The sequence below is a fragment of the Azospirillum agricola genome (assembly GCF_020005195.1).
Lineage (GTDB): Bacteria > Pseudomonadota > Alphaproteobacteria > Azospirillales > Azospirillaceae > Azospirillum > Azospirillum agricola.
Genome location: NZ_JAIFZR010000002.1, coordinates 1,100,356 through 1,121,232, shown reverse-complemented (window position 1 = coordinate 1,121,232; position 20,877 = coordinate 1,100,356). Strand labels below are relative to the sequence as shown.

Sequence of the window (20,877 nt, the reverse complement as noted above, 5' to 3'; positions counted from 1 at the left end):
CGCCGCGCGTGGGCGGGCCGTTTTTCCCAGCCGCCCGGCGACCATCCGGAGGCCGGGGCGCCCGCCCTATCCGGAAGAGGTAGGCCGGTAAATCCCGTTGCGCGTCGCGAATGGCTTCGCCACCATGCGAGTGAACATTCACTCACGCACAGGTGCGCCGTGTCCGCCGCCCGTCCCCCCGACAGCCGCCCGCCCGACAGCCGCCCCCCCGATGTCCGCCACAAGGTCCGCGACGCCGCCATTGCGCTGTTCGCCCAGAAGGGGGTGAGGGCGACGACGGTCAAGAACATCGCCCGCGCCGCCAGGGTGTCGGAGGGGGCGCTCTACCGCCACTGGCCGAGCAAGGAGGAGCTGGCGGCCGAGCTGTTCGCGACGGAATACACCGCCATGTCGCGGACCCTGCGGGAGGCGGCCGGCGACGGCCCGGCGCCCGAGCGGCTGCGGCGGGTCATCCACCACGCCTTCGACCTCGCCGAGGCGGCCCCCGACCGCGCCCGCTTCCTGCTGCTGTCGCAGCATGATTCGCTGCCGCTGGTGCCGCAGGGGCAGGAGACGCCGGTGGACGTGATCTGCGGCATCGTCGCCGACGGCATCGCGGAGGGCAGCGTCGTCCGGGCCGACACGGACGCGCTGGCCCACATCGTCATCGGCGCCATCGTCCTGAACGTGCAGTCGCACGTCTACGGCCGGCAGACCGCCGCGCTCTCCACGCTGGCCGGCACCATCGCCGACGCGATCCTCGATGGCATCGCCACGTCCGGCATCGCCGTTTCCGGAGCCAAGCCATGAGCGCCCCCGCCCTGCTCGCCTCCCGCCGCTTCCTGCCGCTGTTCCTGACCCAGTTCCTCGGCGCCTTCGGCGACAACGTGCTGCGCGGCGCCATCGCGGTGATCGCGGTCTACGGCCTCGCCGCCGGCGGCCCCCCGGATGGAATGTTGAACGGGGCGATGATCTCGACGCTGGCGGCCGGCGCCTTCACCCTGCCCTTCCTGCTGCTGTCGGCCACCGCCGGGCAGCTCGCCGACCGCCACGACCGCACGCTGGTCGCCCGCGCCGTCAAGCTGGCGGAGATCGGGCTGATGGGCGTCGCCTCCTGGGGCATCGTCGCCGCCGACCTGCCCGTGCTGATCATCGCGCTGGTCGGCATGGGCGCGCATTCGACCCTGTTCGGGCCGGTCAAGTACGGGCTGCTGCCCGACCTGCTGGCCCCGTCGGAGCTGACCGCCGCCAACGGGCTGGTAGAGGCCGGGACCTTCGTCGCCATCCTGCTCGGCACCATCGCCGGCGGCTCGCTGGCGCTGGTGCATCCCTGGGCGGTTCCGGGGCTGCTCGGCGCCTCGGCGGTGCTGGGGCTGGCCGCCTCGCTGTTCATCCCGCGCGCCGGCAACGCCGACCCGGCGGTGCGCGTCGGGCTGAACCCGCTGTCGGTGACGGCGCGGGTGCTGCGCTCGGTCGCCGGGGACAGGCCGTCGATGCGGGCGATCCATGGAATCTCGGTGTTCTGGGGAGTCGGCGCGGTGGTGATGGCGCAGTTCCCCTCCATCGCCCGCGAGACGCTGGGCGCGGACGCCAACGGCGCCACGCTGCTGCTCGCCGTCTTCGCCATCGGCGTCGCCGCCGGCTCGATCCTGGCGGGTCTGAGCCACCATACGCCATCCACCGCCGACGCCGGCAAGGCGGCGCTGGCCGGGCTGGTCGCGGCAGCGGCCGGCGCCGCCCTGCCGCTGCTGACCCCGGCGGTTCCCCCGGCCGAGCCGCTGTCGCCGATGGCGCTGCTGGCCCAGCCCTGGGCGCTGCCGCTGCTGGCCGACCTGTTCGTGATCGCGGCGGCGGGCGGCGCCTTCGCCGTGCCGCTCTACGCGCTGATCCAGCACCGGGCCGCAGCCTCGGTCCGCGCCCGCGTCATCGCCGCCGCCAACGTGGTCAACGCGCTCTACATGGTCGCCGGTTCGGCCGTCGCGGCGGGGATGCTGGCGCTCGGCCTGTCGCCGCTGGCCGTCGCCGCCTGGGGCGGGGCGAGCATGCTGGCCGCCGTCGTCATGGCGCTGGCCGTCGATGGGCGGGGGCTGCTGCGGGCGATCTTCCGCGCCGTCTTCCGGCTGGCCTTCCGCGTCGAGGTCCGCGGGGCGGAGCATCTGACCGGGCTGGAGGGCGCCGCCGTGGTGACGCCGAACCACCAGTCCTTCCTGGACGGCGCCCTGCTGGCCGCCTTCCTGCCGGGGATGCGCTTCGCGGTCGACACCCACATCGCCCGGCTGGCCCTGGTCAGGCCCTTCCTGGCGATGGCCGACCACGTCACCATCGACCCGACCAACCCGCTGGGCACCCGCGCGCTGGCCCGCGCGCTGGCCGACGGCGACAAGGTCTGCGTCTTCCCCGAGGGGCGGATCACCGTCACCGGCTCGCTGATGAAGATCAACGGCGGCCCCGGCATGCTGGCCGACAAGGCGCGCTGCCCGGTGGTGCCGGTCTGCATCGAGGGGGCGCAGCGCTCGATCCTGTCGCGGATGCGGGGACGGCTGCGGCTGGGCCTGTTCCCGCGCATCACCATCACCGTCATGCCGCCGGTCATGACCCCGGACGTCGGCGGTCTGGTCGGCAAGACGCGCCGCGCCGCGCTGAAGTCCTGGCTGTCGCGCGTGATGACGGAGACCGTCTGCGCCGCCCGCAGCCAGCCCGACACGCTGATGCTGGCCCTGCTCGACGCCCGCCGCAAGACCGGCGCGCGGGAGGCGGCGGTGCAGGACGGCGACTTCTCGACCGTGTCCTACCGGGCGCTGGCGGCGCGCGCCCTGGTGCTCGGCCGCATCCTGGCGCGCGGGACGGAGCCCGGCGAGGCGGTCGGCGTGCTGCTGCCCACCGCGTCGCCGACGGCGGCGGTGTTCTTCGGCCTCGCCGCCCATGGCCGTCCCGCCGCCATGCTGAACTTCACCGCCGGGCCGGACTCGGTCAAGGCCGCCTGCCGCGCCGCCGGGGTGCGCCGCATCGTCACCTCGGCCCGGTTCATCGAGAAGGCCCGGCTGGGCGCGCTGGTCGAGGCGCTCGCCGCCGACCACGCGATCATCCAGCTGGAGGACGTGAAGCGCGGACTCACGCTCGGCGAAAGGCTGCGCGCCCTGGCGGCGCTGGTCATGCCCGACCGGCTGCTGCCGGAACAGGGAACGCCGGACGACGTGGCCGCCATCCTCTTCACCTCCGGGTCGGAGGGGCCGCCCAAGGGCGTGGCGCTCAGCCACGGCAACCTGCTCGCCAACCTGACGCAGGTGGCCTCCGTGGTCGATTTCACCCGGCGGGACGTGGTGTTCAACTGCCTGCCCGTCTTCCATTCCTTCGGGCTGACGGGGGGGATGCTGCTGCCGATCCTCAACGGCGTGAAGACGGTGCTCTACCCCAACCCGCGCCATGTCCGGCTGATCCCGGAGCTGGTCTACCAGACCAACGCCACCGTGCTGTTCGGCACCGACTTCTTCCTGAACGCCTGGGCGCGGACGGCCGACCCGTACGACTACCGCTCGCTGCGCCTCGTCTTCGCCGGGGCCGAGCGGCTCCAGGACGAGACGCGGCGCGTCTACACCGAACGCCTGCGCGTCCATCTGCTGGAGGGCTACGGCACCACCGAGACCGCGCCGGTGATCGCCGTCAACACGCCGGCCCGCTTCCGCCCCGGAACCGTCGGGCAGGCCCTGCCCGGCATCGAGACCGAGCTGGTGCCGGTGCCGGGCGTGGAGGCCGGCGGACGGCTGCGCGTGCGCGGGCCGAACGTGATGAAGGGCTACCTGCACGCCGACCGCCCCGGCGTGATCCAGCCGCCCGAGGGCGGCTGGCACGACACCGGCGACATCGTGACCATCGACGCCGAGGGCTTCATCCGCATCGTCGGCCGGGTCAAGCGCTTCGCCAAGGTGGCCGGCGAGATGATCGCGCTGGGCGTGGTCGAGGAGATCGCCGGCCTCGCCGACGCCGGCGCCAGCCACGCCGCCGTCGCCCTGCCCGACGCCCGGCGCGGCGAGCGGATCATCCTGGTGACGACCAGCGCCGCGCTGACCCGCGACGCGCTGGCCGCCGCCGCGCGCGGCAAGGGCGCGCCGGAGATCGCCGTCCCGCGCGACGTCCTGCGCCTCGACGCCATCCCGCTGCTGGGCACCGGCAAGACCGATTATCCGGCCGTCGCGCGCTTCGCCGCCGAGGCCGCCAAGGAAACCGCATGATGGGAAACCGCATGATGGGAGAGCCCATGATGGACCCCGCCACACCCGCCACACCCGCCGCACCCGACGCATCCGCCGCCGCCCCGGCCGCCGACCGCCGCCCCATCGCCACCCGCCAGGCCCGCTGGGCGCGGCGGCTGGCGGCGTGGCTGAGCACGACGCCGGTGACGCCCAACCAGATCTCCGTGGTCTCCGTCGTCTGGGCCGCGATCGGCGGGGCGCTGCTGCTGCATGGCGGGATCGCCGCCTGGATCGGCGCCGCGCTCTGCGTCCAGCTTCGCCTGATCTGCAACCTGCTCGACGGCATGGTCGCGGTGGAGGGCGGCAAGGGGTCGCGCGTCGGCGCGCTCTACAACGAGATCCCCGACCGCTTCGCCGACACCGCCTTCCTGGTGCCGCTGGGCTACGCCGTCGGCCTCCCCTGGCTCGGCTGGGCGGCGGCGCTGGCGGCGATGCTGACCGCCTATGTCCGGGTCTTCGGCGGGGCGCTGGGGCTGGCGCAGGATTTCGGCGGGGTGATGGCCAAGCAGCGCCGCATGGCCGCCCTCACCGTGGCCCTGCTGGCCCAGGCGGCCGAGCACGCCCTGTGGGGAACCCGCTTCAGCCTGCTCGCCGCCGGCTGGGTCATCCTGGCCGGAAGCCTGCTGACCGCCGCGACCCGCACCGCCGGCATCGCCCGCCGCTTGGACAATCAAGGTCTGGACAATCAGGGGCTGGAGGCCCGGTCATGATGATCCCCCTTCTCCGTCCGGCCCTGCTGGGCCTCACCCGCCTGCTGGTCGGCGCCCGCGCGAGCTGGGAGGGCTGCGCCCCCGCCGACGTGCCGCGCATCTACTTCGCCAACCACAGCAGCCACCTCGACACGCTGGTGATGATGGCGGCGCTGCCGCGCGAGCTGCGGGCGCGGACGCACCCGGTGGCGGCGCTCGATTACTGGGGCGGGTCCGCCCTGCGGCGGAGCGTGGCGGTCGGCTGCCTGAACGCGCTGCTGGTCGACCGCACCGGCAAGGCGACGGCCGAGGTGATGGACGCCATGGCGGGAGTGCTGGAGGACGGGCGCTCGCTGATCCTCTTCCCCGAGGGGACGCGCGGCGACGGCGCCGTGCAGCCGTTCAAGAGCGGCCTCTACCACCTCGCCCGCCGGGTGCCGGGGGCCGAGCTGGTGCCCGTCTTCATCGAGAACCTGAACCGCGTGATGCCCAAGGGGATGCCGCTGCCGGTGCCGCTGATCTGCACCATGCGCTTCGGCGCGCCGCTGCCGCCACCCCTCGACGGCGAGGGCAAGGCCGCCTTCCTGGAGCGGGCGCGCGACGCGCTGGTCGCCCTGTCGCACCCCTCTCCCTCCCCGTCCCCGTCCCGACACGACTCCAGCCAACGGACCGCCCAATGACCGCCGAACCGCTGTTCCAACCGCTCTTTCTCTGGCTGGCGGGCGCGGCCCTGGGGCTGCTGACCGTCGCCACGCTGATCGGCGCCGTCCTGGCCCACCGGGTGCGAAGCCCGGCCGGGCGGGACACGGTGCGCAACCTGAACGCCCGCATCCGGTCCTGGTGGGTGATGGTGGCGCTGTTCGCGGCGGCCATGCTGCTGGGCGGCACGGTGACGCTGGTGCTGTTCGCCCTGCTCTCCTATCTGGCGCTGCGCGAGTTCATCACCCTGACGCCGACGCGGCGCGGCGACCATCTCGGGCTGTTCCTGTCCTTCTTCGTGGTCGTGCCGCTGCAATACTGGCTGATCGGCTTCGGCTGGTACGGGCTGTTCTCGATCTTCATCCCGGTCTACGTGTTCATGGCGCTGCCCTCGCTGGCGGTGCTGGGCGCCGATCCGTCCGACTTCCTCACCCGCACCGCCAAGGCGCAATGGGGGGTGATGGTGGCGGTCTACTGCCTCAGCCACGCGCCGGCCCTGCTGTGGCTGGACATCCCCGGTTACGAACTGCCCGCGGCCCTGCTGCTGCTGTACCTGATGACGGTGGCGCAACTGAGCGACGTCTTCCAGTACGTCTTCGGCAAGCTGTGGGGGCGCACCCGCCTGTCGCCCGGCATCAGCCCGTCCAAGACGGTGGAGGGGCTGCTGGGCGGCGGGCTGACCGCCGTCGCCGTCGGCACCGGGCTGCACGTCATCACGCCCTTCTCGCCGCTTCAGGCGGCGGGGATGTCGCTGGCCATCGTGACGGCCGGCTTCTTCGGCGGCTTCGTCCTGTCGGCGATGAAGCGCGACCTCGGCGTCAAGGATTGGGGCACCATGATCGAGGGGCATGGCGGGATCCTCGACCGCCTCGATTCCGTGGTCTTCTCGGCGCCGCTGTTCTTCCACCTCACCCGCTACTGGTTCACCTGACGGCCGGCGGCGTCAGCCCTCCGCGTCCGGCATGAGCCCGTGCTTGCGCAGCTTCGCGTAGAGGTTGGTCCGCGACAGGCCGAGGTTCCGCGCCGCCTCCAGCTTGTTGCCCCGCGCCTCGTCGAGCGCGGCGAGGATGAGGGAACGCTCCAGCTCGTCGACCGCCTCGGCGAGCGGGCGCTTGCGGTCCGGCGAGGCGGGAGGGGGCGGGGCGGAAGGGAGCCAGGCGGGGGAAGACGGCACGCCGCCCGGAAGGATGGCGCCCGGAAGGACGGCGCTGGGAGCGGCGGCTCCGGGCAGGATGCCCGCGAGATCCTCGGCCGTGATGCGGTCCCCCTCGGTCCGCACATAGAGCTGTTCGAGGATGTTGGCGAGTTCGCGCACGTTGCCGGGCCAGTCGTACCCGCGCAGCCGGTCGAGCGCCGGGGGCGTCAGGTCGCGCATCGGCTGGTCGAGGCTGACCGCCGTCCTCTCCGAAAACAGGGAGGCGAGGATCTCCAGATCCTCCTTGCGGTCGCGCAGCGCCGGAAGCTGGATTGGAAAGACGTTCAGCCGGTAGTAGAGGTCGGGCCGGAAGGCGCCGGCCCGCACCATCTCCGGCAGCGCCCGGCTGGTCGCGGCGATGATGCGGACATCGACCCTGACGATGCGGTTGGATCCCAGCGGCTCGACCTCGCGCTCCTGCAACGCGCGCAGCAGCTTGGCCTGCAAGGGCAGCGGCATGTCGCCGATCTCGTCCAGGAACAGCGTGCCGCCGTCCGCCAGCTCGAACTTGCCGGGGCGCGGCTGGCGGCCGGCGCCGGTGTAGGCGCCGGGGGCGACGCCGAAGAACTCCGCCTCCAGCAGATTTTCCGGGATGGCCGCGACGTTGACGCCGACGAAGGGACGGTCCACCCGGTCCGACGCCGCGTGGATCGCGTGCGCCACCAGCTCCTTGCCGGTGCCCGTCTCGCCCAGCAGCAGCACCGTCGAGCCGATCTGGCCCGCCCGGCGCACCAGCCGCTTCACCTCCAGCATCGGGGGGCTGAAGCCGATCAGGCTCTCGACGGTGTGCTTCGACGCCCGGCTGGCGGCAAGCTCCTGCTCGACGCGGGCGAGGCGCGATTGCAGCTTGTTGAAGCGGTCGGCGATCGGCCGCAGGTAGGTCAGGCTGTTCTTCAGCGCGAAGGCCAGGGCGCCGATGACCTCGCCCCGCTCGTCGCGCAGGGGCAGGCGGCTGACCAGCAGCGTGTGCTCCCCGTAGCGCATGATGTCGAGCGGCAGGGAGCGGCCGCTGTCCACCACCTCGCGCATCCGGCTGTGCGGGATGACCCGCTCGACCGGCTGGCCCACCATGTCCGCCACCGACCGCAGCCCCAGCGACGCCATCAGCCGGCTGTCGAACCAGACATGCTTGTCGTTGGACCAGACGATGCGGGCCTCCCGGTCGACCAGGATGGCGCCCTCGATCATTTCGTCTATCATCACCATCAGCGCGCGCGCGGCGGCGAACCGCTCGTCCGGACCCGTCGGCATGGCCGTTTCCCCCTCTCCCGGTCATTCTTGTCAATATTCTGAACATATACTGTCAAAATCCGGCACAGACCGCCAGCGCCGATTTTCCGCTCTCCGCACAATCCGTTGAAAACGCACGCATCCGAAATGTGGCGCGGCTCTTGCTAATCCGTTCCCCGGAAGACTTGCGAGACGGACGGTCAGCCAAACGGCCCTTGATCCGCCGTCCGCTCCACCAGAGGGAAGGAAACGCGCCGGGCATGACACAGCAGCGCATCGGCATCATCGGCGCCGGGCTGATGGGGCACGGGATCGCCCAGGCCTTCGCCGCCGCCGGCCACCGCGTCGACATCCAGGAACCCGATCCCGCCCGCCGGGCCGAAATCCTCGACCATGTCCGCCGCAACCTGCGGGAGCTTGGCCAGGACGCCGCCGCCGCCGACCGCATCCGGCCCTGCGCGGCGCTGGAGGAGGCCGTCGGGCAGGCCGACGTCGTCATCGAGGCGGTGCCGGAGGATCTGGCGCTCAAGCAACGGATCTTCGCGGCGGTCGAGGCCGCCGCCCCGCCCCACGCGCTGCTCGCCAGCAACACCTCGGTGATCCCGATAACCCGGATCATGGAGCCGCTGCGCGACAAGTCCCGCGCGCTGGGCGCCCATTGGTGGAATCCGCCCCACCTGATCCCGCTCGTCGAGGTCATCCAGACGGCGGACACCGCCGACGCGGCGGTGGCCGCGATGATCGGCCTGCTGACCGCCATCGGCAAGACGCCGGTGCATGTCCGCAAGGACGTCCCCGGCTTCATCGGCAACCGCCTTCAGCACGCGCTGTGGCGCGAGGCGATCGCGCTGGTCGAGACCGGCGTCTGCGACGCCGCGACGGTCGACGCCGTGGTCAAGGCCAGCTTCGGCCGCCGCCTCGCCGTGCTCGGGCCGCTGGAGAACGCCGACCTCGTCGGCACCGACCTGACGCTGGCCGTGCATGAGCATGTCCTGCCGGATCTCGACCGCCGGCCCGGCCCCTCGCCCCTGCTGCGCGAGCTGGTCGCGTCGGGACGGCTCGGCATGAAGGCCGGCGGCGGGTTCCGGAACTGGACCGAGGCGCAGCGGGCCGAGGTCCACAGCCGGCTGGCCGCCCATCTTCAACGCTTCGACGCGACCGGGCACGGCTGAACGCCACGACCGCGCCCGCATCCCCACTCTTCCACGGCCTCTCGCGCCGGACACACAGGAGGGCCTCGCATGGCCGCACCCGCGAAGAAAGTCATCATCAGCTGCGCGCTGACCGGATCGATCCACACCCCGACCATGTCCGACGCGCTGCCGGTCACGCCGGACGAGATCGTCGAGCAGGGGCTCGGCGCCGCCGAGGCCGGGGCTGCGATCCTGCACCTGCACGCCCGCGATCCCCGCACCGGGCAGCCGACCCCCGACCCGGCGGTCTTCATGGAGTTCCTGCCCCGCCTCAAGCAGTCCACCGACGCGGTGCTCAACATCACCACCGGCGGCTCGCTCGACATGACGGTGCGGGAGCGCCTCGCCGCCCCCCTCCTGGCCAGGCCGGAGATGTGCTCGCTCAACATGGGCTCGATGAATTTCGGCATCTTCCCGCTGGCCGACCGCTACAAGGACTGGAAGCACGACTGGGAGGAGCCCTATCTGCGCGGCACCGACGATTTCATCTTCCGCAACACCTTCCGCGACATCGCCTACATCCTGGAGCATCTGGGCCAGGGCTGCGGCACCCGGTTCGAGTTCGAGTGCTACGACGTCGGGCACCTCTACAACCTCGCGCATTTCCTCGACCGCGGGCTGGTGAAGCCGCCGCTGTTCGTCCAGACCATCTTCGGGATCCTCGGCGGCATCGGCGCGGAGGAGCGCAACCTCGCCTTCATGCGCGAGACCGCCGACCGCCTGTTCGGCGGCGACTACGCCTGGTCGGTGCTGGCCGCCGGCCGCCACCAGATCCCCTTCACCACCATGGCCGCCGTCATGGGCGGCAACGTCCGGGTCGGGTTGGAGGACAGCCTGTATCTCGCCCGTGGCCGGCTCGCCAGGAACAGCGCCGAGCAGGTGGCGAAGATCCGCCGCATCCTGGAGGAGCTGTCGCTGGAGGTCGCCACCCCGGCCGAGGCGCGCGCCATGCTCGCCCTCAAGGGCGCCGATCAGGTCGGGTTCTGAGCCGCGCGGCGGACACGGGCTTTCAAAAACCTTCGAGGGACAAAAAGAGATGCGGAACAGAAACGCCGTCGTCACCGGCTCGACCAGCGGCATCGGTCTGGCGACCGCCCGCGCGCTGGCGGAACGCGGCTGCCATGTGATGCTGAACGGCTTCGGCGACCGCGCGGAGATCGAGGCGACCTGCGCCGGGATCGCGGCGCGCAGCGGCACGACCATCGTCTATTCGGACGCCGACCTCAGCCGGCCCGACGCGGTGCGCGCCATGATGGCGCGGGCGGCCGAGGCGCTGGGGCCGATCGACATCCTGGTGAACAACGCCGGGGTCCAGCACGTCGCGGCGCTGCACGAGTTTCCCGAGGACAAGTGGGATCTGCTGCTGGCGGTCAACCTCAGCGCCGCCTTCCACGCCATCAAGGCGGCGCTTCCGGCGATGCGCGAGCGGCGCTGGGGCCGCATCGTCAACACCGCCTCGGTGCTGGGCATGGTCGGCGCCCCGCACAAGCCGGCCTACGTCGCGGCCAAGCACGGCATCATCGGCCTGACCAAGGCGGTGGCGCTGGAGGTGGCCGAGCACGGCATCACCTGCAACGCGGTGTGCCCCGGCACGGTGCTGACCCCGATCATCGAGAAGCAGATCGCCCAGCAGGCCCAGGTCACCGGCCTGCCGGAAGACCAGGTGCTCAAGGCGGTGTTCCTCGGCAAGATGCCGACCGGCCGGCTGATCCCGCCCGACGAGGTCGCCGCCGCCATCGCCTTCCTGTGCTCCGACGCCGCCGCCTCGGTCACCGGCACCGCCCTGCCCGTGGACGGCGGCTACACCACGCATTGACGCGCCGGCCGCAACGGCGGCCTTTCAGGCATCAAGAACCAACATCCCCAGGGAGTGAAACCATGCGCAATCTTCTGCTCGCCGGCACCGCCGCCCTGTCGATCGCCGCCCTGTCCCCGCTGGCCGCCCAGGCGCAGATGTCGGACGGCGTCGTCAAGATCGGCATGCTGTCCGACCGTTCCGGCATCTACGCCGACATCAACGGCGAGGGCTCGGCCATCGCCGCGCGGATGGCCGCCGAGGAGTTCGGCAACGCCATCAACGGCACGAAGATCGAGATCATCGTCGGCGACCACCAGAACAAGGCGGACGTCGCCGCCAATCTGGCGCGCCAGTGGATCGACACCGAGAAGGTCGACGTCGTCGCCGACGTGCCGAACTCGGCCGCGGCGCTCGCCGTCCAGGTCATCACCCGCGACAAGAAGCGCCTCTTCCTGATGTCCGGCCCCGGCTCGACCGACCTGACCGGCAAGGAGTGCAGCCCCTACGGCTTCCACTGGACCTGGGACAACCACGCCGTGGCCTCCGCCACCGCCCGCGCGCTGGTCGAGCAGGGGCGGAAGAGCTGGTTCTTCGTCACCGCCGACTACGCCTTCGGCCATTCGCTGGAAGCCGAGGCGGCCAACACCGTCAAGCAGCTCGGCGGCACCATCAAGGGCAGCGTGCGCCATCCGCTGGGCGCGTCCGACTTCTCGTCCTACCTGTTGCAGGCGCAGGCGTCGGGGGCCGAGGTCGTCGCCTTCGCCAACGCGGGCGGCGACACCATCAACGCCGTCAAGCAGGCCGCCGAATTCGGCATTCCGCAGGGCGGCCAGACGCTGGCGGGGCTGCTGCTGAACATCAACGACGTCCACGCGCTCGGCCTGGAAACCGCGCAGGGGCTGATGCTGGCGAACTCCTTCTACTGGGACATGACCGACGACACCCGCGCCTGGGCGAAGAGGTTCGAGGAACGGACCGGCCGCAAGCCGTCGATGAACCAGGCCGGCGTCTATTCGTCGGTCAAGCATTACCTCAAGGCCGTGCAGGAGGCCGGCACCGACGCCGCCGACACGGTGGCCGCCAGGATGCGCGCCACGCCCGTCAACGACATGATGATGAAGGACGTCCGGATCGCCGGCAACGGCCGGGTCTTCAACAACATGTATCTGGCGCAGGTGAAGACGCCCGCGGAAACCAGGAGCGCCTGGGACTATTTCAAGATCCTCAAGACGGTCCCCGGCGACCAGGCCTACATCGCCCCCAAGGACAGCGGCTGCCCCCTCGTGAAGTGACCGCCGGGCGCCTCCCGTCCGGGACCGCCGGAGGGGCCGCTTCGGACCTCTCCGGACGGCCCCGGACAAACCCTTGATCCCCAAAGCCTTCCACCCGCCGCGTATATGACATTTATACGCTGGCGGCCTTCCGCCCCTCCTCGAATCTATACGCACCTCCGGCGCATCGTCGGCGGGCCGGACCGATCTCCCGCTCCGTGACCACGGGGCGCGGGGGCCGGTCCGGCCTGCCTCGCGATTCCGCGCGCGACCGCGTGGGAACGCGCATACCGGAGACGAACCATGCTCGACATCCTCGTCCTGGCGCTGACCGCCGGCTTCTTCGCCGGGTCGATCGCCTATGTCCACGCCTGCGACCGGCTGTGAGGAGACGGCCATGATCCTCGACTACGCGCTGGCCGGTCTCGTGACCGCCGGCCTGCTGGCCTATCTGGTCTACGCCCTGATCCGCCCCGAACGGTTCTGAGGAGGGACCCCGATGACCGTCAACGGCTGGATTCAGATCCTCGTCTTCATCGCGCTGGTGGCCGCCATGGCGCGCCCGCTCGGCGGCTTCATGACCAAGACCTTCAACGGCGAGCGCACGTTCCTCTCGCCCCTGCTCGGCCCGGTCGAGCGCGGCCTCTACCGTCTGGCCGGCGTCGACGCCAGGGCCGAGCAGCATTGGACGACCTACGCCGTCTCCATGCTGCTGTTCAGCGCGGCCGGGATGCTGCTGCTCTACGCCCTGCAACGGGTCCAGGCGGTGCTGCCGCTGAACCCGCAGGGCATGGCGGCGGTGCCCGCCGACCTCGCCTTCAACACCGCCGCCAGCTTCGCCACCAACACCAACTGGCAGAGCTACGGCGGCGAGAGCACGATGGGCCATCTCGTGCAGATGGCCGGGCTGACGGTGCAGAACTTCGTCTCCGCCGCCACCGGCATCGCGCTCGCCATGGCGCTGGTGCGCGGCTTCGCCCGCGCGTCCGCCCGCACGGTCGGCAATTTCTGGGTCGACCTGACCCGCGCCACCCTCCACGTCCTGCTGCCGCTGGCGCTCCCGATCGCGCTGTTCCTGGTCTGGCAGGGCGTGCCGCAGACGCTGGCCGGCGCCGTGGACGCCACCACGCTGGAAGGGGCGCGGCAGACCATCGCCCTCGGTCCCGTCGCCTCGCAGGAGGCGATCAAGATGCTGGGCACCAACGGCGGCGGCTTCTTCAACGCCAACTCGGCGCATCCCTTCGAGAATCCGAACGCGCTGACCAACCTCGTGCAGACGCTGGCGATCTTCGCCATCGGCGCCGGCCTGACCAACGTCTTCGGCCGCATGGTCGGCGACGAGCGCCAGGGCTGGGCGATCCTCGCCGCGATGGGCCTGCTGTTCGCCACCGGCATCGCCGTCTGCTACTGGGCCGAGGCCCAGGGCAACCCCGCCCTGGCCGCCTTCGGCGTCGACACCGCCGCCGGCAACATGGAGGGCAAGGAAACCCGCTTCGGCGTCGCCGCCTCGGCGCTGTTCGCGGTGGTGACCACGGCGGCCTCCTGCGGCGCGGTCAACGCCATGCACGACAGCTTCATGCCGCTGGGCGGCATGGTGCCGATGGTCAACATGATGCTGGGCGAGATCATCGTCGGCGGCGTCGGCGCCGGCCTCTACGGGATGCTGCTGTTCGCCATCATAGCGCTCTTCGTCGCCGGGCTGATGGTCGGCCGCACGCCCGAGTATCTCGGCAAGAAGCTGGAGGCGAAGGAGGTCAAGATGACCATGCTCGCCGTGCTCTGCCTGCCGGCGATGATGCTGGGCTTCACCGCCGTCGCGGTCGCGACCGACACCGGCGCCGCCTCGATGGCCAACGCCGGACCGCACGGCTATTCGGAGGCGCTCTACGCCTACGTCTCGGCCGCCGCCAACAACGGCAGCGCCTTCGCGGGGCTGAGCGCCAACACGCTCTGGTACAACCTGACGCTGGCCGTCGGGATGCTGGTCGGGCGCTTCCTGGTGATCGTGCCGATGCTGGCCATCGCCGGATCGCTGGCGGCCAAGACGCGGGCCCCCGCCTCGGCCGGCACCTTCCCCACCCACGACGGGCTGTTCGTCGGGCTGCTGGTCGGCGTCATCCTGATCGTCGGCGGCCTCACCTTCTTCCCGGCGCTCGCCCTCGGCCCCATCGTCGAGCATCTCGCGATGACCGCCGGCACCCTCTTCTGATCGGGACCATTCCCATGGAAGCCATTGCTAAGAAAACCGGAACCGGGAAAGCCGGCCGGGCGCAGGCGGGCACGCTGCTCGACCCGGCCATCCTCGGCCCGGCGGTGGGCCAGTCCTTCCGCAAGCTCGACCCGCGCCTGATGGCGCGCAACCCGGTGATGTTCTGCGTCGAGGCGGTCGCCGCCCTGACCACCCTGCTGCTGCTGCGCGACGTGGCGACCGGGGCCGGCAGCGTCGGCTTCGGCGCGCAGATCGTCCTGTGGCTGTGGTTCACCCTGCTGTTCGCCAACTTCGCCGAGGCGGTGGCCGAGGGGCGCGGCAAGGCCCAGGCCGCCAGCCTGCGCAAGAGCAGGACCGAGACCAACGCCCGCCTGCTCGGCCCCGACGGCGCGGTGGCCCAGTTCGTTCCCGCCACCCGCCTGAAACCGGGCGACGTGGTGCTGGTCGAGGCCGGCGACCTCATCCCGTCCGACGGCGAGGTGGTGGAGGGCGTCGCCTCGGTCAACGAGGCCGCCATCACCGGCGAATCCGCGCCCGTCATCCGCGAGAGCGGCGGCGACCGCTCGGCCGTCACCGGCGGCACCCAGGTGATCTCCGACCGCATCAAGGTGCGGATCACGGCGGCCCCCGGCTCGACCTTCCTCGACCGCATGATTTCCCTGGTCGAGGGCGCCCGGCGCCAGAAGACGCCGAACGAGATCGCGCTGAACATCCTGCTGGCCGGCATGACGATCATCTTCGTCATCGCGGTGGCGACCATCCCCAGCTTCGCGGCCTACGCCGGCGGCTCGGTCGGGGTGCTGGTGCTGGTGGCGCTGTTCGTCACGCTGATCCCGACCACCATCGGCGCGCTGCTGTCGGCGATCGGCATCGCCGGCATGGACCGGCTGGTCCGCTTCAACGTGCTGGCCATGTCGGGCCGCGCGGTGGAGGCGGCGGGCGACGTCGACACGCTGCTGCTCGACAAGACCGGCACCATCACGCTCGGCAACCGTCAGGCGACCGAGTTCCTGCCGCTGGCCGGCGTCACCGAGCGCGACCTCGCCGATTCCGCCCAGCTCGCCTCGCTGGCCGACGAGACGCCGGAGGGCCGCTCCATCGTTGTGCTGGCCAAGGAGACCTACGGCATCCGCGCCCGCGACATGGCCGAGATGCACGCGCGCTTCGTCCCCTTCACCGCCCAGACCCGGCTCAGCGGCATCGACACCGACGGGACGGTGATCCGCAAGGGCGCGGTGGACGCGGTGCTGGCCCATGTGCGGGCGCAAAGCCAGGAGACCGGCCGGCTGGCCGTCGCCGGCTGGGGGACGGCGGCGCGGACGGCGACCGCCGCCGACCCGGCCGAGCGCGAGCTGCTCGCCATCGCCGAGCGGGTCGCCAAGGCCGGCGGCACGCCGCTGGCGGTCGCCCAGGACGGCCGGCTTCTCGGCGTCATCCACCTGAAGGACATCGTGAAGGGCGGCATCCGCGAGCGCTTCGCGGCGCTGCGCCAGATGGGCATCCGCACGGTGATGATCACCGGCGACAACCCGATGACCGCCGCCGCCATCGCCGCCGAGGCCGGGGTCGACGATTTCCTGGCGCAGGCGACGCCGGAGGCCAAGCTCCAGCTCATCCGCGACGAGCAGGCCCGTGGCAAGCTGGTCGCCATGTGCGGCGACGGCACCAACGACGCCCCCGCGCTCGCCCAGGCCGACGTCGGGGTGGCGATGAACAGCGGCACCATGGCGGCGCGCGAGGCCGGCAACATGGTGGACCTCGACAGCGACCCGACCAAGCTGATCGAGATCGTCGAGATCGGCAAGCAGCTGCTGATGACGCGCGGCGCCCTGACCACCTTCTCCATCGCCAACGACGTGGCGAAGTATTTCGCCATCATCCCGGCGATGTTCCTCGCCTTCTACCCGCAGCTCGGCGCGCTGAACGTCATGGGGCTGGCGAGCCCGGAGAGCGCCATCCTGTCGGCGATCATCTTCAACGCGCTGGTCATCGTCGCGCTGATTCCGCTGGCGCTGCGCGGCGTGCGCTACCGCGCGGTCGGGGCGGCGTCCCTGCTGCGCCGCAACCTGCTGATCTACGGGCTGGGCGGTCTGGTGGTGCCGTTCGCCGGCATCAAGGCGATCGACCTGCTCGTCACCGCCGTCGGTCTCGTGTGAGGGAAAGCATCATCATGCTGAAGGAACTGCGTCCGGCCCTGGTCATGACCGCCGCCCTGACGGTCCTCACCGGCCTCGCCTACCCGCTGGCCGTCACCGGCGTCGCGCAAGCCGTCTTCCCCCATCAGGCGAAGGGCAGCCTGATCGAGCGCGGCGGCGCCGTGGTCGGGTCGGAACTGATCGGCCAGCCCTTCACGGGCGAGCGCTACTTCCGGCCGCGCCCGTCGGCGACCGGCGGCCCCGACCCGGCGGATCCGTCGAGGACCGTGCCGCAGCCCTACAACGCCGCGAATTCCGGCGGCTCCAACCTCGGCCCCACCTCCAGGGCGCTGGCCGAGCGGGTCCAGGCCGAGGCCGAACGGCTGAGGGCGGAGAATCCCGGCGTTCCGGTGCCGGTCGAGCTGGTGACGGCCTCGGCCAGCGGGCTGGATCCCGATCTGTCGCCGGCCGCCGCCGACTTCCAGGTGCCGCGCGTCGCGCGGGCGCGCGGCATGACCGAGGCGGCGGTGCGCGCCCTGGTCGCCGCCAACACGGCGCCCCGCGCGCTGGGCTTCCTGGGCGAGCCGACGGTCAACGTCCTGGCGCTCAACCTTGCGCTCGACAAGGCCGCGCCGGGGCGGTAGCAGGGCAACGGGAGGCTCCCCCTCTCCCTGGGGAGAGGGGGCGGCGTCCCGGATTGGAAAGGTCCGATGTCGGCACCGATGGAAGGGACCGGATGAGAAGGACGCGATGACCGAGGATCGCCCAGCCCCTCGCCCAGTCCCCCGGCCCGACCGGCGCGGCGGCCGGCCGTCGCCGGACGCCCTGCTGCGTCAGGCGGCGCGGGAGGAGCGCGGCCGGCTCAAGATCTTCCTCGGCGCCGCCCCCGGCGTCGGCAAGACCTTCGAGATGCTGCAAACCGCCCGCGCCAAGGCCGCCGAGGGCATCGACATCGTCGTCGGCGTGGTCGAGACCCACGGGCGCCGCGAGACCGGGGCGCTGCTCGCCGGGCTGGAGGTCGTCCCGCGCCGCCGCGTCGAGCACAAGGGCCACGCGCTGGACGAGATGGATCTCGACGCCATCCTCGCCCGCCGGCCGGCGGTCGTCCTGGTGGACGAGCTGGCCCACACCAACGCCCCCGGCAGCCGGCACGCCAAGCGCTACCTCGACGTCGAGGAGCTGCTGGCCGCCGGCATCGACGTCTACAGCACGCTGAACATCCAGCATGTCGAAAGCCTGAACGACGTCGTCGCCAAGATCACCCGCGTCCGCGTGCGCGAGACGGTGCCCGATTCGATCCTCGACCGCGCCGACGACATCGAGGTCGTCGACATCGCCCCCGACGACCTGATCCAGCGCCTGCAACAGGGCAAGATCTACGTCCCGCGCACGGCGGAACGGGCGATCCGCCATTACTTCTCCCCCGGCAACCTGACGGCGCTGCGCGAACTCGCCCTGCGCCGCACCGCCGAGCGCGTCGACGAGCAGCTGCTCACCCACATGCAGGCGCACGCCATCGCCGGCCCCTGGGCCGCCGGCGAACGGCTGCTGGTCTGCGTCAACGAGGACGCCGCCGGCGCAGCGCTGGTCCGCTACGCCCGCCGGCAGGCCGAGCGGCTGCGCGCCCGCTGGGGCGCCATCCATGTCGAGACGAGCCGCGCGCTGCGCCTGACCGAGGCCGAGCGCGACCGCATCGCCGACACGCTGCGGCTGGTCGAGCGGCTGGGCGGCGAGGCGGTGACGGTGCCGGGACGCGACGTCGCCGACACCGTCATCGAGCACGCGCTCGCCAACAACGTCACCCACATCGTCATCGCCAGATCGGAGCGCCCGCGCTGGTCGGAGCGGCTGCGCGGGTCGGTGGCGCACAGCCTGATCCGCAAGGCCGGCGACATCAGCGTCCACGTCATCGCCGGCGACGCCGCCGGGCCGATTCCGCCCAGGACCGTCCGGACCGCCGAGGCGCGGCGGCGCCCCTTCGCGTGGTGGCCCTACGCCGCCAGCACCGGCTACGTGGCGGCGGCGCTGGGGGCCGGCGAGCTGCTGCAACGGGCGATGGCGCTGAACAACATGGCGCTGGTCTTCCTCACCGCCGTGCTGGCGAGCGCCGTCACCGGCGGGCTGGGGCCGTCGCTCTACGCCAGCGTCGTCAGCGTGCTGGCCTTCAACTATTTCTTCCTGCCGCCGCTCTACACCCTCGACGTCTCCGATCCGGAGAACATCGTCGCGCTGTTCTTCTTCGCGGTGGTGGCGGCCATCGCCAGCAACCTGACCGCCCGCGTGCGCGCCCAGGCGGTGACGGCGCGGGCGCGCGCCAGGACGACGGAGGATCTCTACCTGTTCAGCCGCAAGCTGGCCGGCGTCGTCACCATGGACGATCTGCTGTGGGCCACCGCCTATCAGATCGCCGCGATGCTGAAGGTGCATGTCGTGCTGCTGCTGCCGGAGGAGGGCGGCGGTCTGGCGGTGCGCGCCGGCTACCCGCCGGAGGACGTCCTCGCGGAGGCCGATCTGGGGGCGGCGGTCTGGGCCTGGGAGAACAACCGGGCGACCGGGCGCGGCGCCGACACGCTGCCCGGCGCCCAATGGCTGTTCCTGCCGATGCGCACCGGGCGCGGCCCGGTCGCCGTCGTCGGCATCGACACCGGGGGCGGAAAGGGCGGCGGGAAGGGCGGCGGTCTCCTGACCCCCGACCAGCGCCGCCTGCTCGACGCGCTGATCGACCAGGCCGCCCTGGCGATCGAGCGGGTGACGCTGGCCGAGGCCGTCGACCGGGCGAAACTGGCGGCGGAGACCGAGCGGCTGCGCTCGGCGCTGCTGACCTCGATCTCGCACGATCTGCGGACTCCGCTCGCCTCCATCCTCGGCTCGGCCACCAGCCTCAACAGCTACGGCCCGATGCTGGACGAGGCCGCCCGCGCGGAGCTGACCGCGACGATCCAGGAGGAGGCGGAGCGGCTGAACCGCTTCATCGCCAACCTGCTGGACATGACCCGGCTGGAATCCGGCGCGGTCCGGCCGCGCACCGGCGCGGTCGACCTCGCCGAGCTGGTCGGCAGCGCGCTGGAGCGGGCGCGGCGCATCCTGGCCGGGCATCGGGTGGCGCTCGATCTCGCCGCCGATCTGCCGATGGTCGAGGTCGACGCCGTGCTGTTCGAGCAGGCGCTGTTCAACCTGCTGGACAACGCCGGCAAATACGCCCCGGCCGGGTCGCTGATCACGGTACGGGCGCGGCGGGAGGGGGAGGGGCGCGTGCGCATCGAGGTGCTCGACGCGGGGAACGGGATTCCCGAACAGGATCTCGACCGCATCTTCGACAAGTTCTACCGTGTCCACGCCCAGGACCGGCAGCGGGCCGGCACCGGGCTCGGCCTGTCGATCTGCCGGGGCTTCGTCGAGGCGATGGGGGGACGCGTCACCGCCGGCAACCGCGCGGACCGCGCGGGCGCCGTCTTCACGCTGCTCCTTCCCGAAGCCGCCGCGATGCCGGGGCTGGAGTCGGGCCTGGAGGGGGAGATCGAGCCGTGAGGTCGGAAAGCATGCCGCTGCGTGTCCTGGTCGTCGACGACGAGCCGCCGATCCGGCGCTTCCTGCGCACCAGCCTGACCGCCCAGGGCTACGAGGTCGCCGAGGCCGCGGACGGCGGCGCGGCGCTGGAGGAGGTGCGGCGGAGGCCCCCCGACGTGCTGGTCCTCGACCTCGGGCTGCCCGGCCTCGACGGGCTGGAGGTGATCCGGCGGCTGCGCGACGGCGGCGCCTCCCTGCCGGTCATCGTGCTGTCGAGCCGGGCGGACGAGGCCGGCAAGGTCGAGGCGCTCGACCTCGGCGCCGACGACTACGTGACCAAGCCCTTCGGGATGGACGAGCTGCTGGCGCGCATCCGCGCCGCCCTGCGCCACCGGCTGCAACGGCAGGGCGAGCGGCCGCTGTTCCGCGGCGGCGCCCTGGCGGTCGATCTGGTGCGGCGGATCGTGACGGTGCAAGGGGCGGAGGTGAAGCTGTCGCCGCGCGAGTACGACCTGCTGCGCCTCCTGGTGGCGCACGCCGGCAAGGTGCTGACCCACCGCTTCATCCTCAAGGAGGTCTGGGGCGCCGACACCGACGTCCAGTATCTGCGCATCTACATCCGCCAGCTCCGCCAGAAGATCGAGCCCGATCCGGAGCGCCCCCACCACATCCTGACCGAGACCGGGGTCGGCTACCGCCTGCGCGCGCCGGACTGAGAGCGC

At 71.9% G+C, this 20,877-nt stretch carries 16 protein-coding genes; 15 read left to right on the top strand and 1 reads right to left on the bottom strand.

What is annotated here, in order from left to right:
• The first annotated feature begins 159 nt into the window (after positions 1-159).
• From JN22_RS07840 to JN22_RS07820, 5 genes are read left to right on the top strand one after another with little or no spacing between them, the layout of a single operon-like run.
• A complete protein-coding gene (locus JN22_RS07840; RefSeq protein ID WP_085553345.1) occupies positions 160-789 on the top strand; it encodes a TetR/AcrR family transcriptional regulator in 630 nt (209 codons plus the stop codon).
• Positions 786-4,208 (top strand): acyl-[ACP]--phospholipid O-acyltransferase, encoded by a 3,423-nt coding sequence (locus JN22_RS07835; protein ID WP_085553344.1) that lies wholly within the window; start codon positions 786-788, stop codon positions 4,206-4,208. The genes JN22_RS07840 and JN22_RS07835 overlap by 4 nt, the downstream gene beginning before the upstream one ends.
• 26 nt (positions 4,209-4,234) lie before the next feature.
• Complete coding sequence (locus tag JN22_RS07830) at positions 4,235-4,939, top strand: CDP-alcohol phosphatidyltransferase family protein (protein ID WP_085553485.1); 705 nt, start codon at positions 4,235-4,237, stop codon at positions 4,937-4,939.
• Positions 4,936-5,598, top strand: a complete 663-nt coding sequence (locus JN22_RS07825; protein WP_085553343.1) for a lysophospholipid acyltransferase family protein — start codon at positions 4,936-4,938, stop codon at positions 5,596-5,598. Before JN22_RS07830 ends, JN22_RS07825 begins: the two co-directional genes overlap by 4 nt.
• Complete coding sequence (locus JN22_RS07820; RefSeq protein WP_085553342.1) at positions 5,595-6,548, top strand: phosphatidate cytidylyltransferase; 954 nt, start codon at positions 5,595-5,597, stop codon at positions 6,546-6,548. The genes JN22_RS07825 and JN22_RS07820 overlap by 4 nt, the downstream gene beginning before the upstream one ends.
• 12 nt (positions 6,549-6,560) lie before the next feature.
• Here JN22_RS07820 and JN22_RS07815 read toward each other — a convergent pair whose 3' ends face one another.
• The gene (locus JN22_RS07815; RefSeq protein ID WP_085553341.1) at positions 6,561-8,063 is read right to left on the bottom strand and encodes a sigma-54 interaction domain-containing protein; all 1,503 of its coding nucleotides are present in this window, start codon (positions 8,061-8,063) and stop codon (positions 6,561-6,563) included.
• Between the two features lie 239 nt (positions 8,064-8,302).
• Here JN22_RS07815 and JN22_RS07810 point away from each other — a divergent pair, with 239 nt between their 5' ends.
• The 10 genes from JN22_RS07810 to JN22_RS07765 all read left to right on the top strand — a co-directional run bounded on the left by JN22_RS07810 (position 8,303) and on the right by JN22_RS07765 (position 20,871).
• Positions 8,303-9,214 (top strand): 3-hydroxyacyl-CoA dehydrogenase family protein, encoded by a 912-nt coding sequence (locus tag JN22_RS07810; protein WP_085553340.1) that lies wholly within the window; start codon positions 8,303-8,305, stop codon positions 9,212-9,214.
• Positions 9,215-9,283: 69 nt separating this feature from the next.
• Complete coding sequence (locus tag JN22_RS07805) at positions 9,284-10,222, top strand: BKACE family enzyme (RefSeq protein ID WP_085553339.1); 939 nt, start codon at positions 9,284-9,286, stop codon at positions 10,220-10,222.
• 49 nt (positions 10,223-10,271) lie between these two features.
• Positions 10,272-11,051, top strand: a complete 780-nt coding sequence (locus tag JN22_RS07800; RefSeq protein ID WP_085553338.1) for a 3-hydroxybutyrate dehydrogenase — start codon at positions 10,272-10,274, stop codon at positions 11,049-11,051.
• A 62-nt stretch (positions 11,052-11,113) separates the two neighbouring features.
• On the top strand, positions 11,114-12,325 hold the full coding sequence (locus JN22_RS07795; protein ID WP_085553337.1) for an ABC transporter substrate-binding protein: 1,212 nt from the start codon (positions 11,114-11,116) through the stop codon (positions 12,323-12,325).
• Positions 12,326-12,701: 376 nt separating this feature from the next.
• On the top strand, positions 12,702-12,791 hold the full coding sequence (locus JN22_RS07790) for a K(+)-transporting ATPase subunit F (protein ID WP_085553336.1): 90 nt from the start codon (positions 12,702-12,704) through the stop codon (positions 12,789-12,791).
• A gap of 12 nt (positions 12,792-12,803) precedes the next feature.
• Entirely contained in the window at positions 12,804-14,513 is a 1,710-nt protein-coding gene (kdpA, locus tag JN22_RS07785) for a potassium-transporting ATPase subunit KdpA (RefSeq protein WP_085553335.1), read from the top strand.
• Positions 14,514-14,527: 14 nt separating this feature from the next.
• Positions 14,528-16,669, top strand: coding sequence for a potassium-transporting ATPase subunit KdpB (gene kdpB, locus JN22_RS07780; protein WP_085553334.1), 2,142 nt, complete (start codon positions 14,528-14,530; stop codon positions 16,667-16,669).
• A 14-nt stretch (positions 16,670-16,683) separates the two neighbouring features.
• Entirely contained in the window at positions 16,684-17,292 is a 609-nt protein-coding gene (locus tag JN22_RS07775) for a K(+)-transporting ATPase subunit C (protein WP_085553333.1), read from the top strand.
• Positions 17,293-17,398: 106 nt separating this feature from the next.
• Positions 17,399-20,176, top strand: a complete 2,778-nt coding sequence (locus JN22_RS07770; protein WP_085553332.1) for a sensor histidine kinase — start codon at positions 17,399-17,401, stop codon at positions 20,174-20,176.
• A gap of 11 nt (positions 20,177-20,187) precedes the next feature.
• On the top strand, positions 20,188-20,871 hold the full coding sequence (locus JN22_RS07765) for a response regulator (protein ID WP_085553331.1): 684 nt from the start codon (positions 20,188-20,190) through the stop codon (positions 20,869-20,871).
• The last annotated feature ends 6 nt before the right edge of the window (positions 20,872-20,877 follow it).

Bases quoted from the DNA above. Each gene is read 5' to 3' on its own strand.
- JN22_RS07795 (WP_085553337.1), top strand. From the start codon at position 11,114: ATGCGCAATCTTCTGCTCGCCGGCACCGCCGCCCTGTCGATCGCCGCC.
- JN22_RS07830 (WP_085553485.1), top strand. From the start codon at position 4,235: ATGATGGACCCCGCCACACCCGCCACACCCGCCGCACCCGACGCATCC.
- JN22_RS07770 (WP_085553332.1), top strand. From the start codon at position 17,399: ATGACCGAGGATCGCCCAGCCCCTCGCCCAGTCCCCCGGCCCGACCGG.
- JN22_RS07825 (WP_085553343.1), top strand. From the start codon at position 4,936: ATGATGATCCCCCTTCTCCGTCCGGCCCTGCTGGGCCTCACCCGCCTG.
- JN22_RS07835 (WP_085553344.1), top strand. From the start codon at position 786: ATGAGCGCCCCCGCCCTGCTCGCCTCCCGCCGCTTCCTGCCGCTGTTC.
- JN22_RS07790 (WP_085553336.1), top strand. From the start codon at position 12,702: ATGATCCTCGACTACGCGCTGGCCGGTCTCGTGACCGCCGGCCTGCTG.
- JN22_RS07800 (WP_085553338.1), top strand. From the start codon at position 10,272: ATGCGGAACAGAAACGCCGTCGTCACCGGCTCGACCAGCGGCATCGGT.
- JN22_RS07765 (WP_085553331.1), top strand. From the start codon at position 20,188: ATGCCGCTGCGTGTCCTGGTCGTCGACGACGAGCCGCCGATCCGGCGC.
- JN22_RS07815 (WP_085553341.1), bottom strand. From the start codon at position 8,063: ATGCCGACGGGTCCGGACGAGCGGTTCGCCGCCGCGCGCGCGCTGATG.
- JN22_RS07805 (WP_085553339.1), top strand. From the start codon at position 9,284: ATGGCCGCACCCGCGAAGAAAGTCATCATCAGCTGCGCGCTGACCGGA.
- JN22_RS07810 (WP_085553340.1), top strand. From the start codon at position 8,303: ATGACACAGCAGCGCATCGGCATCATCGGCGCCGGGCTGATGGGGCAC.
- kdpB (WP_085553334.1), top strand. From the start codon at position 14,528: ATGGAAGCCATTGCTAAGAAAACCGGAACCGGGAAAGCCGGCCGGGCG.
- JN22_RS07775 (WP_085553333.1), top strand. From the start codon at position 16,684: ATGCTGAAGGAACTGCGTCCGGCCCTGGTCATGACCGCCGCCCTGACG.
- JN22_RS07820 (WP_085553342.1), top strand. From the start codon at position 5,595: ATGACCGCCGAACCGCTGTTCCAACCGCTCTTTCTCTGGCTGGCGGGC.
- kdpA (WP_085553335.1), top strand. From the start codon at position 12,804: ATGACCGTCAACGGCTGGATTCAGATCCTCGTCTTCATCGCGCTGGTG.